This window comes from Sulfurimonas sp. ST-25, from assembly GCF_048079205.1.
GTDB lineage: Bacteria > Campylobacterota > Campylobacteria > Campylobacterales > Sulfurimonadaceae > Thiomicrolovo > Thiomicrolovo sulfuroxydans.
Genome location: NZ_CP182225.1, coordinates 2517147 through 2534817 on the forward strand (window position 1 = coordinate 2517147; position 17671 = coordinate 2534817).

At 61.0% G+C, this 17671-nt stretch carries 14 protein-coding genes; 2 read left to right on the forward strand and 12 right to left on the reverse strand.

The window, feature by feature from the left end; all coding sequences use genetic code 11:
• Nucleotides 1-795 (reverse strand): hydrogenase nickel incorporation protein HypB, encoded by a 795-nt coding sequence (gene hypB / locus ACM66T_RS13030; RefSeq protein WP_345970122.1) that lies wholly within the window; start codon nucleotides 793-795, stop codon nucleotides 1-3.
• 331 nt (nucleotides 796-1126) lie between these two features.
• Here hypB and ACM66T_RS13035 point away from each other — a divergent pair, with 331 nt between their 5' ends.
• A complete protein-coding gene (locus ACM66T_RS13035; protein ID WP_416768643.1) occupies nucleotides 1127-1810 on the forward strand; it encodes a hypothetical protein in 684 nt (227 codons plus the stop codon).
• Complete coding sequence (locus ACM66T_RS13040; protein ID WP_345970124.1) at nucleotides 1807-2349, forward strand: hydrogenase maturation protease; 543 nt, start codon at nucleotides 1807-1809, stop codon at nucleotides 2347-2349. The genes ACM66T_RS13035 and ACM66T_RS13040 overlap by 4 nt, the downstream gene beginning before the upstream one ends.
• Here ACM66T_RS13040 and ACM66T_RS13045 read toward each other — a convergent pair.
• The 11 genes from ACM66T_RS13045 to cysD all read right to left on the reverse strand — a co-directional run bounded on the left by ACM66T_RS13045 (nucleotide 2346) and on the right by cysD (nucleotide 17668).
• Nucleotides 2346-2903: a hydrogenase maturation protease gene (locus tag ACM66T_RS13045; RefSeq protein ID WP_345970125.1), complete on the reverse strand. Its 558-nt coding sequence runs from the start codon at nucleotides 2901-2903 to the stop codon at nucleotides 2346-2348. The genes ACM66T_RS13040 and ACM66T_RS13045 overlap by 4 nt on opposite strands.
• Nucleotides 2900-5209, reverse strand: a complete 2310-nt coding sequence (gene hypF / locus ACM66T_RS13050; RefSeq protein WP_416768644.1) for a carbamoyltransferase HypF — start codon at nucleotides 5207-5209, stop codon at nucleotides 2900-2902. The genes ACM66T_RS13045 and hypF overlap by 4 nt, the downstream gene beginning before the upstream one ends.
• Nucleotides 5187-7112 carry a hypothetical protein gene (locus tag ACM66T_RS13055; RefSeq protein WP_345970128.1) on the reverse strand — a complete coding sequence of 642 codons (1926 nt, stop codon included), beginning with the start codon at nucleotides 7110-7112 and terminating at the stop codon, nucleotides 5187-5189. Before ACM66T_RS13055 ends, hypF begins: the two co-directional genes overlap by 23 nt.
• A gap of 120 nt (nucleotides 7113-7232) precedes the next feature.
• A complete protein-coding gene (locus ACM66T_RS13060) occupies nucleotides 7233-7940 on the reverse strand; it encodes a cytochrome b/b6 domain-containing protein (protein WP_345972672.1) in 708 nt (235 codons plus the stop codon).
• 9 nt (nucleotides 7941-7949) lie between these two features.
• Nucleotides 7950-9728 carry a nickel-dependent hydrogenase large subunit gene (locus ACM66T_RS13065; protein WP_345970131.1) on the reverse strand — a complete coding sequence of 593 codons (1779 nt, stop codon included), beginning with the start codon at nucleotides 9726-9728 and terminating at the stop codon, nucleotides 7950-7952.
• A complete protein-coding gene (locus tag ACM66T_RS13070; RefSeq protein ID WP_416768645.1) occupies nucleotides 9728-10960 on the reverse strand; it encodes a hydrogenase small subunit in 1233 nt (410 codons plus the stop codon). The genes ACM66T_RS13065 and ACM66T_RS13070 overlap by 1 nt, the downstream gene beginning before the upstream one ends.
• 205 nt (nucleotides 10961-11165) lie before the next feature.
• Nucleotides 11166-12473 (reverse strand): uroporphyrinogen-III C-methyltransferase, encoded by a 1308-nt coding sequence (cobA, locus tag ACM66T_RS13075; RefSeq protein ID WP_231019485.1) that lies wholly within the window; start codon nucleotides 12471-12473, stop codon nucleotides 11166-11168.
• Nucleotides 12442-13788 (reverse strand): aminotransferase class V-fold PLP-dependent enzyme, encoded by a 1347-nt coding sequence (locus ACM66T_RS13080; RefSeq protein WP_231019486.1) that lies wholly within the window; start codon nucleotides 13786-13788, stop codon nucleotides 12442-12444. The genes cobA and ACM66T_RS13080 overlap by 32 nt, the downstream gene beginning before the upstream one ends.
• Nucleotides 13757-15340 carry a nitrite/sulfite reductase gene (locus ACM66T_RS13085; protein WP_416768646.1) on the reverse strand — a complete coding sequence of 528 codons (1584 nt, stop codon included), beginning with the start codon at nucleotides 15338-15340 and terminating at the stop codon, nucleotides 13757-13759. Before ACM66T_RS13085 ends, ACM66T_RS13080 begins: the two co-directional genes overlap by 32 nt.
• Before the next feature lie 10 nt (nucleotides 15341-15350).
• Nucleotides 15351-16757, reverse strand: a complete 1407-nt coding sequence (gene cysN, locus ACM66T_RS13090) for a sulfate adenylyltransferase subunit CysN (RefSeq protein WP_416768647.1) — start codon at nucleotides 16755-16757, stop codon at nucleotides 15351-15353.
• Nucleotides 16757-17668, reverse strand: coding sequence for a sulfate adenylyltransferase subunit CysD (gene cysD, locus ACM66T_RS13095; RefSeq protein WP_231019491.1), 912 nt, complete (start codon nucleotides 17666-17668; stop codon nucleotides 16757-16759). Before cysD ends, cysN begins: the two co-directional genes overlap by 1 nt.
• Nucleotides 17669-17671 lie beyond the last annotated feature (3 nt).

Below are 17671 nucleotides of genomic sequence, written 5' to 3' on the forward strand. Positions count from 1 at the left end.
TTAGCTCCTCATCCTGCGTTTGAATTCGATCCACTCGATAACGCGCTGCACGGACGCTTCGTCTTTGATGCTGACCTCCAGGATATCGACGCCCGGTTTGATCTTGCGCGCCTCCGCCTTTTCATGTTCGATGTCGTAGTCGAAATAGGGAAGCAGGTCGGTTTTCGTGATCAGCACCAGGTCCGCCTGCCGGAACATGACAGGATACTTTTCAATCTTGTCGCTCCCTTCGGGCACGGAAACGAGCACGATGTTCAGGTGGGAACCGACGTCATAACTGGCCGGACAGACGAGGTTGCCGACGTTCTCGATAAAACAGACATCCAGGTCATCAAGCGGCATGTCGTGCAGCCCCTCGTGCACCATGAACGCATCAAGGTGGCAGGCGCTGCCCGTCTGGATCTGGTAGGCAGGTACCCCCTTAGCCTTGATGCGCTCGGCATCCCGGCTCGTTTCCAGGTCCCCCTCGATCACACCGAAGCGGAAAGGGGCACGTTCCGCCATCTGCTCCAGCAGGGTCGTCTTCCCGCTGCCCGGACTGCTCATCAGGTTGATGGAGAGCACCCCGTGGTCGTCGAAGTGGGCACGGTTATGGCCCGCTTCGTGATCGTTCTTGTCCAGGATCTTTGTAATCACATCGATCGTCTTCTTGTCATTAAGCTGCGGATTATGGTGCAGCGTCTCGTGCGCCGCCTGATGGGCATGCGAATGCCCGTGGTGGTCATGATCGTGCTCATGATCATGATGGTGTCCGTGTGAATGTTCCGTCACACTGCAGCCGCAATCTTTACACATAATTTCTCCTTCTCAACCCGTCAAAACCCGGGGCCTTTCAGTAATATTGCTATTCTCTCATAAAGAAACAAACGCCGATGATCATCAGGGATGATACCGACGGAATTGCCAAAAAAGACTGAGGATTTCCGCCCGCGCCACTCGTCCCTATTCCGACGGGTTTCCGCAGCGGCAGCGCTCCTGGGAGCGCTGGCATCCTACCGATTTCATTGCGTATTTCTTTCTGCAAATGAATAAGTATTCAGTTTTATATTAATTATAGTCTTGTTATGTAAAATTAAACTAAAAAAACGTCACTCTTATATAACTTTGGAACCGGGAAAGGCGAAGGATGTCAACGCTTCAACACTGTCCCTATTGTCAAGGAAGCATTTACCGTCTGGGAGACGGCCGGTACAAGTGCGGACGCTGCCGCCGAAAAGTCAGTCCCGCGCGCGTCGCGAAGATACGAACGCTCATCGCGAGCTTCTCCCGGGACGAAAACGCCAGCGTCTCCGCCGAAGCGCTGGGACTCTCCTACGTCTCGGTCCACCGCTATTTCGGACAGTTCAGGCAGTTGTGCGCCCGCATCTGCGAGGATGAATACGAGACGAGACGGCACCTCTCCTGCGAATACGAGGAGTATTTCTACCTGGAGCGGGCCAAAAAGCGGCGCAAAAACGCCGTGTTCGATGCCCACAACTTTCTCACCTTCGATTACGAGGGGCATCTCTACACCATTGTCATGCCCTCCCTGCAGCAGTTTCGTAACCAGTTCATCGAAGATGACCTCGAATCCGTCTACGCGGAGGAGTTCGCCCGTTTCCGGCGCCAGAGCCGCCTTATCAAGATCTCCTCGCGGCATAACAACATCGTCCGCTTCTGGGAATACTTTGAAGCGAACATCCTCCGTTACCGGGGCGTATGCGACGAAAGCTTTCCCCTCTATCTCAAGGAGATGGAGTTCAAGTTCAACCACCCCGCCTCCGAACGGGAGCGGCTGCTGATCGATTACTACTTCAAGGAGCACGAATGATTCAAGCGACCACCGCCGTCCTGGGGGTCGGCAACATTCTCGAAAATGACGACGGCATCGCCGTCTACGCCGCGGCCTACCTCGATGCCAACTACCGCTTTGAGCCTTCAGTACGCATCATCAACGGCGGGGTCGAGGGGATCAATCTCCTCGACGTCTTTATCGAGCACGAACGGGTGCTGATCCTCGACGCGATCGACATCGACGACGACGCGGGGAGCATCTATCATATCCCGGCGTCCGAGCTCACCGGTTACGGTCTGGGAAACGGGGGCGCGCATGAAGTGGGGGTGATCCAGTGCCTTGACATGCTGGAGCTGATGGGGAGGCCGCAGCCCGAATCGAGTGTACTGGGAATCGTGCCCGAACGCGTGGAAGTGCGCATCGGGCTTTCACCCTCCCTCACCGCCGCGTTCGAACGCTATGTCGAGAGCGCATTGAAAATTTTGCAAACCGCCGGCATTGACGTGCAGCGGCGCGAACCCGGCAGCTCCCTCGCGGAGGTTATCGAAGCCTTCCAGGCCTCCGGCGTCTCCTAGAAGCCCCGCCCCAGGGCGACGCTGGGGGCGGCGAAGGTCTCAAGGATCGTCTCCAGGGTCACGCCGTCGTCCGATCGCTTTGTGCAGACGACGCCGGCGTGGGCCAAACGCGCCGTTATCGTTTCAATGTAGCGCTCCCAGGCGGCGCGCAACGGCGCGGAGAGCCCGACTTCGACGGAGATGATGTCGTCGGGCACGATGCTGATGACAGAGGTTTCGGCCATATTGCCCGTCAGCGAACAGATCTGCAGCATCTCCGCTATTTCCACCTCGTTGGCCGTTTTTTTGATGAGCGATCCCTCCAAAAAGGTATCGCAGTCGCGCACGGTCACCGTGCCGGCGGGCACATCCTCGTCCGAAGCCGTATTGACGATCAGCACCTCGTCATACTCCTGCAGCAGCGGCATCAGCCCAAACCCGAGCGTCCCGCCGTCGACGATATCGACGCCCGGTTCGAAGGTGTAGTTCTCTTTGAGGTATTTGGCCGCGTAAAGCCCGATTCCCTCATCCTTGAAAAACGCGTTTCCCGATCCGATCAGTGCGATACGGTTCATTCCTTCCCTCCTTGTCGGTACAGTGCATGGTAAAGCTGCCCCAGGGCGACGCCGCCGTCGTTGACGGGCGTTTCGCGCTGGACATAATAGCGGATCCCGAGCTCTTCCAAGGCGTCGCAGGCCATGGCCGTCAGTGTCCGGTTTTGAAAAACGCCCCCGCTGAGCATCACCGGCATGCCGGGATGGCGCTGCGCAATCTCAGTGATCACTCCGGTGAGCGCTGCGTGCAGCCCCGCCGCCGCCCGGGCGGGGGCTTCAAGGGTCTGACGCAGCAGCGGCTCCCAGTCGATCACCCCCTCTTCCACGGCGAAGGCAAATTCCCCGGGCAGCACCGTCCCGGCCGCCGCTTCCAGCCGCATCCCGCTTTCGCCCTCGTAGCCGAGGGTCTGCGCGCACCCCGTCAGTGACGCCACGGCGTCGAAAAGGCGGCCGACGGAGCTGCTCTCAGGCGCATTCAGGCCGCGCTGCCATATGGTATGAAGCGTCCTGATCTCCTCGGGTGTGAAACTCCCGACGGTCGGATGCGCCATCGCAAGCACGCCCTCAAGGCTATAACACTCAAATAACAGCGATAACGCCACCCGTCTCGGCTCCCGCACGGCCTGTTCCCCGCCGAGCAGCCGGAAGGGGCGGAAGTGGTATGCCCGTTCAAAACGCTGCGGATCGGCCAGAAGCACCTCGCCGCCCCAGAGCGTCCCGTACCCCAGGGTACCTTCTCCGGCTTCGCCGTTCACCTTGTCGCCCCCGTAGCCGGTGCCATCGAAACAGAACGCCAGCACCGGCTCATCCAGCCCGTATTCGGCCATGCAGGCCAGCGCGTGGGCATAATGGTGCTGCACCCGCACAAGCGCCGTGCCGGGATGCGCCGCGTGGAACGCTTCCGCCCACTTGGTCGTTTCATACCCCGGGTGCAGGTCGCAGACGACGATGTCGGGTTCGAAGGCGTAAAAACGTTTGAACGTTTCGAGGGTGCGCTCAAAATACTCAAAGGCGTCGACGGAGACGAGGTCCCCGATGTGCGGTGAGAGCACGATGTTTTTATCGAATCCCAGCGCGATCGTGCTCTTCTGATTGGCTCCGACGGCAAGGATCCTGCCCGGTGCTTCAAAAGACAGCGGCAGGCTTCTGGGGGCATACCCCCGCGCCATCCGCAACATCAGCGTGCGGGAGCCGGCCACGGTCACGACGCTGTCGTCGCAGGCGTTGACGATCTCCCGGTCGACGTCCAGCACCGCGTCGACGACACTGCCCAGTTTCTCCCGCACCTGCACCGCGTCGGTGAGAATGGGCTCCTCGCTGATATTGGCGCTTGTGGCGACGACGGGCCGCTGCAAACGGTCCATCAGGAGCAGGTGCAGCGGCGTATAGGGCAGAAAGACGCCGATGCGGTCGATGCCCGGGGCAATCGGCTCCCCGAAAGCAAGCGCCGCTTTTTTCCGCACGACGACAATAGGACGTGTGTTAGAGAGGATGAGCCGCTCCTCCGCGTCGCTCAGCGCCGCGGCCTCCCGGATCATCTCCAGGGAGGGGAACATCACGGCCAGCGGTTTGCTCGGGCGCCTTTTGCGCTCGCGCAGGCGCGCCACGGCGGCGCCGTTCGTCGCATCGCACATCAGGTGAAAGCCCCCCAGCCCTTTGACCGCGACGATCCGGCCCTTAGCCAGCAGCGCCGCAGCCTTCTCAATGTTCTCGTTTTCCATCCCGATCGGCGCACCCGCGGGATCGGTCAGTACCAGGTGCGGACCGCACTCATAACAGCTGATCGGCTGGGCGTGATAACGCCTGTTAGCCGGGTCGTTATACTCCTGCGCGCACTGCGGACACATGGAAAAAGGGGCCATCGAGGTCTGCGGGCGGTCATAGGGAAGTGCATGGATAATGCTGTAGCGCGGGCCGCAGTCGGTGCAGTTGATCAGCGGGTAGCGGTAGCGGCGGTTGGCGGGATCAAAGAGCTCGGCGGCGCAGGCATCGCACACGGCCATGTCCGGCGAGACCATCGTTTTTGCCGCACTGCTCTCGGAGCCCCGGATGGCAAAGGCCGTTTCGCCGAGAGGAGCCAGGACGTCGCGATGCACCTCATCGATCCGCGCCAGCGGCGGCGGGGATGCCGTCAAAGCCCTCTCGAACGCCTCCAGGGACGCCGGGAGACCTTCCACCTCGATTTCAACGCCGTCGCCGTCGTTGAGCACATGGCCGCCCACCCCTTCTCGGACGGCGAGCTGGTAAACGAAGGGGCGGAAACCGACACCCTGGACGATGCCGCGGATTCGGAACCGGAGGCGTTTAGAGGTAGACGCAGCCGACAACGGCATTCTCCCTGCCAATGGGGTAGTTGACGTTCATCAGCGGGGGCGTGGCCTTCAGGTTACGCTGCATGCGGCTGAAAAGCGACTGCTGTGCGAAATGGGCGCCGCAGAGAATAAAATGCTCCGCTTTTGTTTTGTCTTTGATCTGCTGCATCAGGTCGTTGAAGTAGTCGCCGAAGGATTCGAAGATGGAGTAGGCGATCATCTCCGTCTCCACCCCTGCCAGGCGGTAGCTCACCAGGCTGGCCAGGAAGGCCGCGTGGTCGAAACGGTTGTCCTTGACGTGCGTATCGACCTGTACCCCGCCCTTTCCGTAAAAGCCCAATGCCGCTTTGCTGACCCCGGAGAAGTTCTCCTCCTCCAGTTCCAACACGGCGGCGGCCGCTTCGAAGAGGCTCGTCGCGCTGCGCTCCTGCAGCGCTTCGACGCGTGCATAGGCAGCGGGCAGTCCCTTCTTGAAGTTTTGTACCAGCCTGTCGGAACCTTCGCGCAGGGAGGCGATCTTCTCCAACAGCCCCTCGGGTGCGAAGGCGATAGGCGGGACCAGCCGGATCACCTTTCGCCCGTCATAATAGAGGAAAGAGGGTTCGTCGTCGAAATGGGCGCCGACGCACTTCTGCCCGAAGAGGCCATGTTCCGCGACGACCGACATAAACGACGCCTCGTCCTGGGCGGCGGGGCGCTGATGCGTATGCCACTGCTCCTCCGACTCCCCCTCCAGCACGACGGCATTCTCGACCGTCACGCTGCCGAAATGCTCCGGTCGGTCGAACACGACGCGCTCCCCTTCGGGCACCCCGACCAGGCCGTGCGCCATCCCGAGGGTCTGCGACGCCGGCGCCATGCGCGACGGGAAACTCACCCGCTCGCCGGCGGCGACGAAACGGACATCCTTATTGATAAAGAGGTACTGGTCGCTCTGGGAAGAGAGCTCCAGGTCATACTCCATCCGCAGGTCCGCGTCGCTCCGGGCGTCCGCCTCCTCGTAGTAGACGTAATCCACCCCCAGGCGCTGCAGCTCCGTCGCCAGCAGGATCGTAAAGCCGTCGTCGGGGTATTTCACATCCGCCGTGCGGCCGGCAACCGCCTGAAGCTCCGGGGCTTTGACCGACACATGCAGCACGGGACGTTCGATGCCCAGCAGCGCATGGAACTCTTCGCCGATCAGGGAGAGGTAGTCGGTGATCTTCTCCGCATCGATCATCAGGATCACGGCGTTGCCGAGTCCCTCGGGGCTCAGTTGAAAGCGGCGGTAGCCCATCGTCGTTTTGACCAGCAGCGACTTGGCATCGGCGACGGCCTTGGCCGCCACCTCGAACATCGTTCTGAAGCTTCCGGCATCATTGGCATAGCGCTCGCGCCCCCCGCTTTCCAGGCGCACGGGCACGCCGCAGGCGTGGCAGCTGTTAAGGTGGTCCTTCTCCCGGCGGCCGTGCGTCTCCTGCTCCGATTCGCATGCCGTGCAGGGGCGCAGGTAGGAGAGGGCGCTGTTGGCGCGCTCAAAGGGGTACGCTTCGAAAAAAGCGTACTGCCCCCCGCACTGTGCGCAGTGGGTGAAGGGGTAGTAGTAGCGGCGCGACGAAGGATCGAAAAGCTCCTTTTGGCATGCGGGGCAGAGGCCGAGCCCCAGCGGGGGCGCATCGACCAGTTCCGGCAGCGTATCCGGTTCTCCCGCCGCCTCGTAGTGCCGGCTGCCGCTGAGATGCCAGGAGGCGGGAAGCCGCTCGGCGATGGCGCCGATACACGCCTCCAGTTCCGGGTGCTCCGAGGCAAATGCACAGGAGAGCGTCCCTTTTGACTGGACAATCTTTGCCGGTACGCCGAATTCACGGGCAATGCCGGCGATACAGTTACGCAGGTAAAATTGGGACGAGCTGCTCTGCAGTTCCATCACGAAGGCCATAGGGGGTCCTTTGAACGGTCATCACACCCTCACCGGGGGCTGAAACCTTGTTATCTTAGCATAGTTTGGGAGGTTGAAAACGTCCCGGGTGCCCCGGAACGCGGGGGAAAATCCTGCTGCTTAGGATTCCTGCTCTTTGGCGAACTTGCTGCCGCCGAAGACAATGGCGATATCCCCCTCTTTCCAGAAGATCGTCCGCCATATCTGGTAGTAGATATGGAAAGCGACCCAGGTTAGGATGAGCCACATCGATTCATGGTGCGAAATGCGCACATCCATCAGCGTTCCGCCCGTTACCGGGATGGTCCAGTCGGTGGCAAGGTGCAGCAGCGCCGGCCACCACGCCCCGATCGAACTCTGGCCGGACTCCAGTCCGTGAACATAGAGCTGCAGCCCGGTAAAGAGCATCCAGATCAGGAGCAAGTGGAAAATCGTAAAATAGACCGTGTTGAAACTGTCACTGTGCGTCGAATCAAACTTCTTGCGCCGGTTGAGCGTGACGAGGTTCAAAAGCACCTCGCCAAACTCGGCAATGTTTTTGCCGGTGGGAATAAGCTTCTTGTACGGCTTCTCGAAACGGCTGAAAAAATAGAGATAGGCGACGACGATGGAGGTGACGTCAAAGATGATCGCCACGATAAAGTGCCCCCACCGGTTCCACGCCATCACATATTTGTCCACCGCACCGTCGGCGATGAGCGTCTGGTAGTACGGGTGCCCTATGTAGAGCCCGGTGATCACGGCAGCCACCATCGAAATCGCGTTGGCCCAGTGGATGATGCGCATGGCGCCCGTCATCCGCTTAACCTGTTTACGTTCGGATTTCATGGGATCTCCTTAGATACTGCACTGGCTGTCGAGCTTGTAAACACCCAGCGATTTGCCCTTGGTATCGACGACGTGCACGGCACAGGCGATACAGGGGTCAAAACTGTGAATGGTCCGGATGATCTCCAGCGGCTGTTCCGGATCGGCGACCTTGGTCCCGATCAGGCTCGCCTCGTAAGCGCCCATCCGTCCTTTATAGTCCCGCGGACCCGCGTTCCAGGTGGAAGGGACGACGGCCTGATAGTTGGCTACCTTCCCGTCTTCAACGCGGACCCAGTGTCCCAGGGATCCGCGCGGCGCTTCGGCCAGGCCCATCCCCTTGGTTTTCACACTCACCTTGTCGAAGTCGAACTCCGTCCAGGTGCGCAGGTCGCCGGCCGCCGCGTTGGCGGCAAGTTCGTCGACCCACTCTACCAGCGCATCCGCCATCAGTTCGGTCTCAATGGCACGGCCCGCCGTACGGCCGACGGTACTGAACAGTACCGATACCGGCAGGTTGCCGCGCTTGAGGAAGTTCGTCACGTACTTCGTGATACGCTCGTCCTTGCTCGCCACCCCGACGATCATCCGTGCCAGCGGCCCGACCTCGACGCGGGTATCGTTGTACATCGGCGTCTTGATCCAGCTGTACTTTTCCCCTGTCTTCAGGTAGGCGATGCCGTCATCACGCTTATCGAGGCCCGTATATTTCGGGATCGTCTGCCCGTTGTACGGGTGCAACGGTTCGCTCCCCTCGTACCAGGAGTGCGTGACGTCTTCAGCGATCTTCTCATGGTCGACCGGCTCGACCTTGCTCAGGTCGCCCCCGTAGACAATACCGCTCGGGAAGAGGGTTTTCGCATTGTAGAACCCGGTGTCGTCCAGGCGGAAGTCGCCGTAGCTCATGTAGTTGAGCAGACCGCCGCCGGTCCCGCCGACGCCTTTGCCGCCGATGAGTTCCGTAAACGTCGCTTTGGAGTCCGTCGCTTCGTCTGCGTACATCGTCCCCGCCATGTAAACGTCAGGCAGATAGGCCTGCTTGATAAATTTGTTCGTGTCGGTCAGCAGCTGTTTGAACAGCGCAATGCGCGCCGGATTCTCAATATCCTGGACACAGGTGACGCCGCCGACGACGATGGATTGCGGGTGTGGGTTCTTCCCGCCGAAGATCGCCTGCATCTTCGCCATATCACGCTGAATATCCAGGGCCTGGAGGTAGTGCGCTACCCCGATCAGGTTCTGTTCCGGCGTGAGCTTGTAATGTTTGTTCCCCCAGTAGCCGTTGCCGAAGATCCCCAGCCGGCCCTGTTTGACGAACTTCGCGACACGTTCCTGGATCGCTTTGAACTCGCTCGGGCCGTCCGTGTACGGTGAAACGCCTGCGACAGCGGCCCATTTGCGTGCCTCTTCCGCCGTTTTGTCGGGATCGGCCGACAGTGCGGAAACGACGTCGACAAAGTCCAGTGCATGCAGGTGGTAAAAGTGCACAAGGTGGTCATGCACATACAGTGACCCCTGGATCAGGTTACGTACGATCCGTGCATTTTTCGGAATCGTAATATCAAAAGCATCCTCGACGGCCTCGATGGAACGCTGGTAATGCGTCCCGGTACAGACACCGCAGATACGCATGGCCAGCAACCCGCAGTCCCGCGGATCGCGCCCCTGAAGGATCGTTTCGATCCCCCGGAACATTGTCGAGGAGCTGTAGGCATCCACGATGGTGTTGTTTTCATCAATCACCGCCTCGATACGCAGGTGTCCTTCGATCCGCGTAATCGGGTCGACTACAATATGTCTCTTGCTCATTATCCTTCTCCTCCCTCTTCTTTCTTACCGGCAACTGCACTGGCGACGGCATGAATACCGATACCGATACCCGCCGCCGTCAGGAGACCGAGACCGAACTGGTCCACGGTCTTTTCGACACCGCCGGTCGGTGCTTTGATATTCGCATTGGCCATCGGCCGCTCATAGGCGTATTTGTCCCAGAAGTCCGGTTCGGCACAGCCGATACAGCCGCGACCGACGCCGATCGGCCAGTTGACCCCTTCGTTGTAGCGGATAATGGAGCAGTTGTTAAAGGTCATCGGTCCTTTACACCCCATTTTATAGAGACAGAAGTTGTTCTTCGCACCTTCGTCGCCCCACTCCTCGACGTACTCGCCCGCGTCGAAGTGCGCACGGCGTTCGCAGTTGTCGTGGATACGGTATCCGAACGCGAATTTCGGACGCAACAGGGAGTCAAGCTCCGGCACCTGCCCGGTGAGGGCATAATGCAGGACAACGCCGACCATATTCGCCGGGTTCGCCGGGCAGGCCGGGATGTTGATCACCGGTTTGCCCTTGATAACGTCCATTACCCCGACGGCTCCCGTCGGGTTCGGCGCCGCGGCGGGAATACCGCCGAAGGTCGCACAGGCACCGACCGCCACAATGGCGGCGGCGTCTTCGGCGACACGGTTCAGGTGATCCAGAAAGTTCTCGCCGGAGGCACCGATGGTACACCACTCCCTGCCGACACCGACGGGAATGGAGCCCTCGACAAAGAGAAGGTAGTTCCCTTTAAAGTGCTCCATCGCATCTTCAAGCTGTTTCTCCGCCTGGTGTCCCGCCGGTGCCATCAGCGACTCGTGGAACTCCAGCGAAATGATGTCGAGAACGATCTCGTCGATCTTCGGCCCGTCGCTGCGGAGCAGCGCTTCGGAGTTGCCCGCACAGTCTTGAAGCTCGAGCCAGATGACCGGCAGGCGGTTCATCAGTTCGGCGGCTTCCGCGACAAGCGGCGTAAACATCGGCGGCAGCATCAGCATCGCCGTGACCGCACTGACCCATTTCATAAAGTCACGGCGGTCCTGCCCCTCGTCGCTGAGCAGGGATTCGAAGTCGAGCCGGTTGACCGCCGGCTGCTCCCGCAGTGCGTCCAAACGCGCCCGACACGTATCGAACAGTTGTTGATAATATAGGTCACCCCGGTTCGTATCTACCCTGGCGCTTTTCGAGGTGAAGAGTTTCCGCACCCCATCTATTCGTTCAGCCATCGTTTCCTCCTCGATAAATGAATGATCATTCACCATTCTATGTGCTAATAACTTAAACTTATCTAAAGTCGGGGAAAGGCACCGTTCCCGCTGAATTTCTTATATAACTTTGGAACCAGACAGGCGCAGGATTTATCTTTCTCCCGGCGCCATCGTAGCGCCCTTTTGACACACTGTTTTTTTCCCTGGATACGGCCCTGCCGGATCAGGCGACATTCGTCGCTGCCCGCTTCGCTCTTTTGCCGCCCTCGGGGTAGCCTGGCAGGATGGCCTGCAGCCTGACGACGTCGCCGAAGACGATAATAGCCGGTCCTTCGACCGCCTCGGCGACGTCGGCAAGCTTGCCAAGCGTCGTAACCCGCGTCTGCTGATTCGGACGCGTTGCATTGGAAACGATCGCCGCCGGCAGTGCCCGGCTGATACCCCGCTCCAGCGCGGCGTCACGGATGGCCCGGGAAAGCGACAGCCCCATCAGTACCACTGTCGTATGATCGGACTGCCGGAGCAGATCGATCCACGACAGGTTGGTCTTCGCCCCTTTCAAATGGGCCGAAACAACGGAAAAGTTCGCCGCGTACCCCCGGGCGGTCACCGGGATGCCGGCGACTGCCGGCCCCGCGATCGCCGATGAGATGCCGGCAACGACACTGACGCGGAACCCTTTTTCGGCCAGGTAGGCTGCCTCCTCCGCCCCGCGTCCGAAGATATAGGGGTCGCCGCTTTTGAGCCTGGCGACGCTGCACCCCTTCTCCGCATACTGCACGATCATACGGTTGATCTCATCCTGCGTTCGGCTGTGGCATCCCTTGCGCTTGCCCACATAAATCTTGACGCTCTTTGTCGGGATCAGTGCCAGGATCTCCTCGCTGATCAGGTGGTCGTACAGGATGACATCGGCCTCTTTTATAATATGGTACGCCTTGAGCGTCAACAACTCCACATCACCCGGACCGCACCCCACCAGGGAGACGCTGGCGAGCAGACGACCGGCGGTTTTGCGCGTCGCCGCGGCATCGATCATCCCCCCGGAACGTTCGCCGGCTTTCTCCCGTGCAAGTGTTTCGAGCTCCGGCGGCAGGATGCGCCGTATCTTGTCCCGGACACACTGCGTCAACGCGGGGCTCGCCCCGTCGCTCGAGACGGCGATCTTGAGCGGTCCGTAGTGCAGCAGGGAAGCGAAGTAAAAGTCGCACAAAGACGGAACGTCGACAACGTTGAGCAAAAAGCCCTTTGCGGCCTTCAGACCGAGCAGCATCTCCGTCACGGCGTTGTCGCCGGTAGCGTCAATGACCACCGAAGCCCCCTTCAAATCGCCGGCTGCCACGCTTTTGCGTATCACTTTGTGCAGGGGAACCCCTTCAAAGCCGGTATGGACGGAGGGTGCAATCACCGTTGCTGCAATGCCGTTAGCCGCAAGGACCTCCGCTTTGTGCAGCCCCACTTTTCCCGCACCGACAAGGACGACCCCGCCCTCTTTGGGCTTAAGTAACACCGGAAGCGATGCCGTTTTCATGTTTCTCTCCTAGACTCCGAATCGTATTTCGGATCGATGCAAGCAGGTAGTCGATATCGGCGACCTCCTGCGAATAGTGCACGCTGATGCGCACCCAGCCCGGCCGCGTCTGCAGCTCCGCATCGTCGGGCAGCCCGAGCAGATCGTGCCCGTAGGGTCCCGCGCATGAACAGCCCGCCCGGGTCTGGATCCCCCACGCTTCCGAGAGTCCGGCGCACAGGGCGTAGGGATCGATGCTCTCGACATTGAACGAGACGATCCCGAGGTTCTCTTTCTCCAGATCCCCGTACACCGTACAGCCCGGGATGTCCCTCAGTCCGGAAAGCAGATAGTCCGTGAGCTGCTTTTTGCGGTTTTTGATCCAGGCCAGCCCAAGTTCGTTGCGCAGCTGGTAGGCGAGTGCGGCCCGGATAAGCTGCAGGATCCCCGGCGTGCCCGCATCCTCCCGGCTCTCCTTCTCGTCGATGAAACGGTGTTCGCTCCGGTTCACGTACGTCACGGTGCCCCCGCCGGCGAACGTCGGCGCGACCGTATCGTTGATCAGCGATTTGCGAATGACCAGCAGCCCGCACGACCCCGGCCCCCCGAGCAGTTTGTGCGGGGAGAGGAACATGGCGTCGTAGAGTTTACTGGGCACGTTCATATACGGCGACGACGCGGCCGCGTCGAAACAGACCATGGCGCCGTAACGGCGCAGCAGCCGCGAGATGCGCTGATAGGGGGTGATGATCCCCGTCACGTTCGAAGCGATGCAGAACGCCCCGATCACCTCCCGGTGGCGGTTCGCCTGCAGCAGCATCTCCATGTACTCCAGGTCGATCTCCCCTTCGGCATCGAACCCGATGCGCACGGTGTCGCAGATCCCTTCGCGGTAGCTGATCTCGTTCGAATGGTGCTCGTAGGGGCCGACGATGACCAGCGGCCGGTTCTTGGGCCGTACCCGTACGATGCAGCGTTTCCGCGTCGCCGGGGGGATGTAGACCCCCAGGATCTCCTGCAGACGCTTGATCGCCGAGGTGGCGCCGCAGCCGCAGGGCAGGATGGCGAAGGCGTCGTCCAGCCCCAGCAGCGTTTTGAGCTGCTCCCGGGCCCCGTTGTAGTAGTGTTCCGTCACCGCCGCCATCGACGCCTCTTTCGAATGGGTGTTGGCATAGGTCTCGAGGACCTCCCGAATCCGCGATTCGATCGGTTCGAACGCCAGCCCCGACGCGGTGTAGTCAAAATAGTGTTTCTTATGGCGGCCGATCGTCTGCTCAGCGACGAAAGTTTTGCGGTTCCCCCGCTTAAGCAACGGCCGAAATAGCTGTTGTGTCATATGCCTGCTCCCGTAAAAATGCTCCAAATGTTTCATACCCGCTGCAAAGATACTGCAGCAGCAGGCGCTCGATGATCCCGGCGGCCTCTTCGGGCGCCACCTTGATACCGCTCTTTTCGCCGAACGCGCTGCGCTCACCTTCCAGGTGGCCGCCGAAGATCAGCTCGAAACCGTTGATCCGCCGCTCCCCGCGCTTAAGCACGGCCCCCACGAACCCGATGTCGACGATGTGCGGATGCGCACAGGCGTTCGGACAGCCGTTGACGCTGATCGTAACGGGCTCGGTGAAATCGGGGAACCGCTCATTCAGGTAGTCAACGATCTCCCGCGCCAGCTCCTTCGTTTCGCTGATGGCGAACTTGCAGAAGTTCAACCCCGTACACGCCAGCGTTCGCGCTTTGAAGGGGGTCGGATTGGGCGACAGCCCGGCCTGCTCCAGCTCCCCGGTCATGGCGCTGACCCGGCTCTCGGGGACGTCGAGCACGACGACGTTCTGCGTCGTCGTGAACTTGGCCATGCCGGCACGGTGACGCTGCATCGCCTTGGCCAGTTGCAGCAGCCCGCCCCCGCCGATGCGCCCCGACGTCACGGCACAGCCGATGTAGCTCCTGCCCTCGACGCTGCTCGCATGGGCGCCGAAATGGCCCCGCAGGGCATAGGGCGTGTAGGCCCGGGTCTGCGGCGGCAGCAGCTCGAATCCCAGCAGCGCATGCAGCCGGGCGACGAAGGCGTCGACTCCCCAAGCATCGACAAGGTGCCCCAGGCGGGCCTTGGAACGGTTTTCGCGGTTCCCCTCGTCGCGGTACAGGGTCGCCACCGCCTCAGCGATAGGAACGACCTGTTCCGCCGCCGCATAACCGATATGCGAAGCGATGCGCCGGTTCTTGGCCAGCCCGCCCCCGACGCTGACGTCGAAAAGCACACGGCCCGACGGGTGGTCGACCGCCGTAAAGCTCAGGTCCTGTATCTCGTGGGAGATACAGTGGCTGCGGCAGCCGCTGATGCCGATCTTGAACTTGCGCGGCAGATTCGAAAAATCCCGGTTGTCCCGGAAGAGAGCGTTGACCGCCCTGACCAGCGGGCGCACGTCTGAGACCGCCCCATGGTCGATGCCGTCCACCGGGCAGCTGACGACGTTGCGCGGACAGTCGCCCGCGGCCATCTTCGTACTGAGTCCGACGCGTTCCAACAGGGCGAATATCACCGGCAGATGCCGCACTTCGATCCAGTGGAACTGCAGGTCCTGCCGCGTCGTGATATCGGCGCTGCGCCGCGCGTATGCATTGGAGATGTAACCGAGCGTTTTGAGCTGTTCGGTCGTCACCTCCCCCGCCTCGAGCTTGACCCGCAGCATGAAATAGAGCGTAGGATCCTCCTCTTTCTGGAGGTTTCTGTTCTGGGTGTAGAGCCCGTACCATTTGAACCGGTCGATATCGTCGGGATGCGGATCGCTGCCGTTGCAAGCATACTCCGCTATCGCGCCGATGACGTCCAGGCCGTCCTTTTCGCGCTTGATGCGCTCCACGCGCTGCGCTTTCGTTTCGGATGCCATGCATCACCTCCTATGCAATCGCTTTGGCTTCCCAATGCGGGAAGTGCCTGCGTATCAGGGCGTTGAGTTCCGCCTCGAACGATGCGGCCGCCGTTTCCGGCAGCGCCTGCTCTTCCGCCGCCGCGACGATCATGCCGGCAGCCGACGTGTTGTTGCTGACGCGGTCGATCAAAATGAAACTGCCCGTATAACGGTTCGTTTCATACGGATCAAAGGCGATCGGAGCCCCCAGGGCGAGCCGCACCCGGGCGATCCCGTTGAGCCCGAGGGCGGACGCTTCATGCTCCGTAAGGGTGTTGACATCGTACTGGTGGTCGATCGCCACCACCCGTGCCGCCACCGTTGTCGCCGCACGCTTGAGCGTGTAGGTCCTGCCGATCTCGAGCGGCGTCTCATCCATCCAGACCAGCTCCGCAATGAGCTTCCCGGCGAGGGCGATCTCGGCGTCGCCGCCGACGAGGATGTCGCCGCGGCTGATGTCGATCTCGTCTTCAAGGGTCAGCGTCACGGCGTTGTCCGCCTCCGCGACCGCCAGTTCGCCGTCAAAGGTCACGATCGAACGCACCCGCGACCGTTTCCCCGACGGCATGACCTTCACCGCGTCGCCCTTGCGGATCGCGCCGGAGGCCACGGTCCCGGCAAAGCCGCGGAAGTCGGAGGAGGGCCGGTTGACGTACTGCACGGGGAAACGGAAAGGCGCCCCGTCGACCTGCCTGTCCAGTTCGGCCGTCTCAAGCAGTTCAAGCAGCGTCGCGCCCTCGTACCACGGCAGACGCGCCGAGCGTTCCACGACGTTGTCCCCCTCCAGCGCCGAAAGCGGAATCACCGACACCTCCGCGATATTCAGACCCGCCGCGAACGCCATATACTCCTGCCGGATCGCTTCGAAACGCCCCTCGGAGAAATCGACGAGGTCCATCTTGTTCACCGCGACGATCACCCGGGTGATCCCCAGCAGCCGTACAATGAATGAATGGCGCCGCGTCTGCGTCTGGATGCCGTAACGGGCGTCGATCAGGATGATCGCCAGGTCGGCGGTCGACGCGCCCGTCGCCATGTTCCGCGTGTACTGCTCGTGCCCCGGGGTGTCCGCGATGATGAACTTGCGCTTGTCGGTGGCAAAGTAACGGTACGCGACGTCGATGGTAATCCCCTGCTCGCGTTCGCTCTGCAGGCCGTCGACAAGCAGGGCGAGGTCGACCCGCTCTCCCGTCGTTCCTGATTTGCGGCTCTCCTTCGTGATCGCCGCCAGCTGGTCTTCGAAGATCATCTTCGTATCGTGCAGCAGGCGGCCGATGAGGGTGCTTTTCCCGTCATCGACGCTGCCGCAGGTGATGAACCGGAGCAGTTCTTTGTTTTCGTGTTCATGCAGGTAGCGCTCGATGTCCGAGGCTATCAGTCTCTCTTGTGCTTCCATCAGAAATATCCTTCCATTTTCTTCTTCTCCATGGAACCGGACTGATCGCTGTCGATCACCCGTCCCTGGCGTTCGCTGGTCTTCGCCAGCAGCATCTCCTGAATGATCTCCGGCAGCGTCGTCGCCGTCGAAGCGACCGCGCCGGTCAGCGGGTAGCAGCCGAGCGTCCGGAAGCGCACGCTCTCCAGGCGGGGCGTCTCCCCCTCCTGCAGCGGCATCCGGTCGTCGTCGACCATAATTTTCACGCCGTCGCGCTCCACGATGGGGCGCTCCTGAGCAAAATAAAGCGGGACGATCGGGATCTGTTCAAGGTAGATGTACTGCCAGATATCCAGCTCCGTCCAGTTTGACAGCGGGAAGACCCGGATACTCTCGCCCCGACGGATGCTGCCGTTGTAGACGTTCCATAGCTCGGGGCGCTGGTTTTTCGGGTCCCAGCGGTGGTTCGCGTCGCGGAAGGAGTAGATCCGCTCCTTGGCGCGGCTCTTCTCTTCGTCGCGGCGCGCGCCGCCGAATACGGCGTCGAACCCGTATTTGTCGAGCGCCTGCTTCAGCCCCTCGGTCTTCATCACGTCCGTATGGACCGCGCTGCCGTGGGTGAAGGGGCCGATGCCGCGGGCGACGCCCTCTTCGTTGACGTGGACCAGCAGTTCCAGCCCCAGCGCGTCGATCCGGCTGTCGCGGAACGCGATCATCTCCCTGAACTTCCAGGTCGTATCCACATGCAGCAGCGGGAAAGGCAGCTTGGCCGGGTAAAACGCCTTGAGCGCCAGGTGCAGCATCACCGAGGAGTCCTTCCCGATGCTGTAGAGCATGGCCGGGTTGTCGAACTCAGCCGCGACTTCGCGCATGATGTGGATCGCCTCCGCCTCGAGTTTCCTCAGATGGGTGCGACGTTGTCTGTCAAGCATTGT

Bases quoted from the DNA above. Each gene is read 5' to 3' on its own strand.
- hypB (WP_345970122.1), bottom strand. From the start codon at position 795: ATGTGTAAAGATTGCGGCTGCAGTGTGACGGAACATTCACACGGACAC.
- ACM66T_RS13035 (WP_416768643.1), top strand. From the start codon at position 1,127: ATGTCAACGCTTCAACACTGTCCCTATTGTCAAGGAAGCATTTACCGT.
- ACM66T_RS13040 (WP_345970124.1), top strand. From the start codon at position 1,807: ATGATTCAAGCGACCACCGCCGTCCTGGGGGTCGGCAACATTCTCGAA.
- ACM66T_RS13045 (WP_345970125.1), bottom strand. From the start codon at position 2,903: ATGAACCGTATCGCACTGATCGGATCGGGAAACGCGTTTTTCAAGGAT.
- ACM66T_RS13055 (WP_345970128.1), bottom strand. From the start codon at position 7,112: ATGGCCTTCGTGATGGAACTGCAGAGCAGCTCGTCCCAATTTTACCTG.
- ACM66T_RS13060 (WP_345972672.1), bottom strand. From the start codon at position 7,940: ATGAAATCCGAACGTAAACAGGTTAAGCGGATGACGGGCGCCATGCGC.
- ACM66T_RS13065 (WP_345970131.1), bottom strand. From the start codon at position 9,728: ATGAGCAAGAGACATATTGTAGTCGACCCGATTACGCGGATCGAAGGA.
- ACM66T_RS13070 (WP_416768645.1), bottom strand. From the start codon at position 10,960: ATGGCTGAACGAATAGATGGGGTGCGGAAACTCTTCACCTCGAAAAGC.
- cobA (WP_231019485.1), bottom strand. From the start codon at position 12,473: ATGAAAACGGCATCGCTTCCGGTGTTACTTAAGCCCAAAGAGGGCGGG.
- ACM66T_RS13080 (WP_231019486.1), bottom strand. From the start codon at position 13,788: ATGACACAACAGCTATTTCGGCCGTTGCTTAAGCGGGGGAACCGCAAA.
- ACM66T_RS13085 (WP_416768646.1), bottom strand. From the start codon at position 15,340: ATGGCATCCGAAACGAAAGCGCAGCGCGTGGAGCGCATCAAGCGCGAA.
- cysN (WP_416768647.1), bottom strand. From the start codon at position 16,757: ATGGAAGCACAAGAGAGACTGATAGCCTCGGACATCGAGCGCTACCTG.
- cysD (WP_231019491.1), bottom strand. From the start codon at position 17,668: ATGCTTGACAGACAACGTCGCACCCATCTGAGGAAACTCGAGGCGGAG.